The 2,031-nt window shown below is 60.5% G+C and carries 1 protein-coding gene; it reads right to left on the bottom strand.

Annotated elements, in window-relative coordinates:
- Positions 1-78 precede the first annotated feature (78 nt).
- Positions 79-2,001, bottom strand: coding sequence for a lipopolysaccharide assembly protein LapB (locus tag A3730_RS22905; RefSeq protein WP_082872502.1), 1,923 nt, complete (start codon positions 1,999-2,001; stop codon positions 79-81).
- Positions 2,002-2,031 lie beyond the last annotated feature (30 nt).

Raw genomic sequence — 2,031 nt, 5'->3', positions numbered from 1 at the left:
CCGCCGGCGAAAACGCCCCACCACTGATCAGGTCGAACCCCTGCCCGGCGTGGCGCAAGGAATCCAGCTGTTGCGCGGTCACCGGGGCGACCCCATGGGCGGCTGCAACGGGAACTCGGGGGACTGGGGCGCGGCATCTGTCGGTGCCTGCTCACGCTCGCGGCTGCTGCGCAAGGCGCGATGGTAAAGATCAGCCAGCCCTTCATGGGCCGAAGCACTGAAACGCTTCAGGCGGTTGCGGGTTTCGGTGACCTGTTCATAGGCCGAGGCCTGCAATCCGTACTGTTGGCGACGCATCAGCAGCGCCCCGCGTTTCTGTAAGCGTTCCAGCTCGCCGGTCAGTGCATTCAATTCTTGCGAGAAATCTTCCAACCGCTCGGAGCGGTATGTGGCAAACAGCACACGGCTGCGCAGCACACGGGTTTCATCCAGCAACCCATCGATTTCATTAAGCTGATGCTGACGTTCCCACTGGCGCGGCACGATGTTTTCCTGCATCTCCCACAGCAACACGCCTTTGTAGAAATCCAGCTTGGCGGTCACGTCAGGGCGCTTTCGCTTGCCCCAGCCATCGGTGCGCTGCTCGGCATTCTGCTGGGCCTCCCACAGCTTGCGTTCCTTGTCGGTGGCGAAGGGGAGCGGGTCCTGTTTGGCCACGGCCTCATCGTAACGGCGCTGCAAACGGGTCATGCGTCCCTGGAAATCCTGCTGTGACAGATCGTCCAATAACGCTCGGGCCGCAGGGCGGGTTTCATCCTGCTTGCGCCGATGGGCCGCCATCAATGTCTCGAAGGCCGGCAGCTTCTCCTGCCATTGCGTAAGCAGGTTCTTCTGCCGCAACAGCTCGTGGTAATTATTCCAGCCGCGCTGAAATTCGGTGGTGGCGAACCATTCATAAAAGGTTGGGAAACTTTCCACCCGGCGCGGCAGAAACGGCGGCACCGGGTCCATGGCCGTGGACCAGCGGGGCTCTCCCACCATGGCCGTAAACCATTCACCACTGGCTATATCGGCTTCCACTTCCAGCAGGTATTGCTGCAAAACATCAAAGCGCTCCAGCGCAGTCTCGAATCCCTGTCTGGCAGAACGCTGGTCCCCCATTTGTTCGTACAGGTAGGGAATCGCCAGCTGCGCTTCCTGCACTGGCAAGCGCTGGATCGATTTCGTGTCCAGCTGCTGCAGCACCGGCAATGCCTTGCCTGGCTGGTTTTCGATAAGCAGCGCACGGGCATAGAGCAGCAGGGAGATATCAGCAAAAGGCCCTTCCAGGCGGGCATCGCGCAGCAGGGTCAGCGCCCGGTCTTCCTGGTCGCTGCGCATCATGTAGATCGCCAGCGCCAACATGGCTTTTTCCTTGATGGCGTTGGTCTGGGCATCCCCTGGCGGCAAGTTGGCCAGCTGCCAAAGCCACTCCTGGCCCAGCCCCGGGTGCTTGCCGTTAATCCAGCTGATTGCCAGGTTGTAACGCAGGTAGGCATTGAGTGGGTGATCTTCGGAAAACGCATCAAGCAGCTCTGCGGCGTCTTCATAGCGTTGCAGGCGCATCAATATCCGCGCTCGCAAACTGAAATATACCTCTTCCAGTTTTGCCGGCGGCTCACCGACCTGCTGATCCAGCATGGTCAGCGCCTGTTCATATTTCTGCTGGCGGTAATAGAGGCCGGCCAGATGGATCCACGCCCGCTGGGCGACCTCACCGCTGACCTGGGTATCCAGTAGCTGGTTGAAAACCTGCTCGGCGTCTTCGGGCATGCCGTAGGCGCTGTACATGGCCCCCAACAGCACTTCCATATCCGCCTTGTGGATAGCCACCTCGCCCCGCTCCAGCGCCATCTGGGCGCGGGTCAGAGCAGCAAAATAATCCCCTTTGAGGTAAAGATAAGCCACCTCGCCATAGGCCAGCTCCTGTACCTGATGAGGTTCGTCCAGGCGGGCCTGGCTCAGGGAGCTGAGCAACAACAGCCCCACCGCCAGCCCTTTCAAGCATCCGCGCATTCGCATAGACCGCTCTCAGCGCCAGTCGCGAAAACG

The organism is Alcanivorax sp. HI0044 (assembly GCF_001634945.1).
This window is presented reverse-complemented; position numbering and strand designations above follow the sequence as displayed.

Excerpts from the sequence above, each read along its gene's own strand:
- A3730_RS22905 (WP_082872502.1), bottom strand. The coding sequence starts at position 2,001 with ATGCGAATGCGCGGATGCTTGAAAGGGCTGGCGGTGGGGCTGTTGTTG.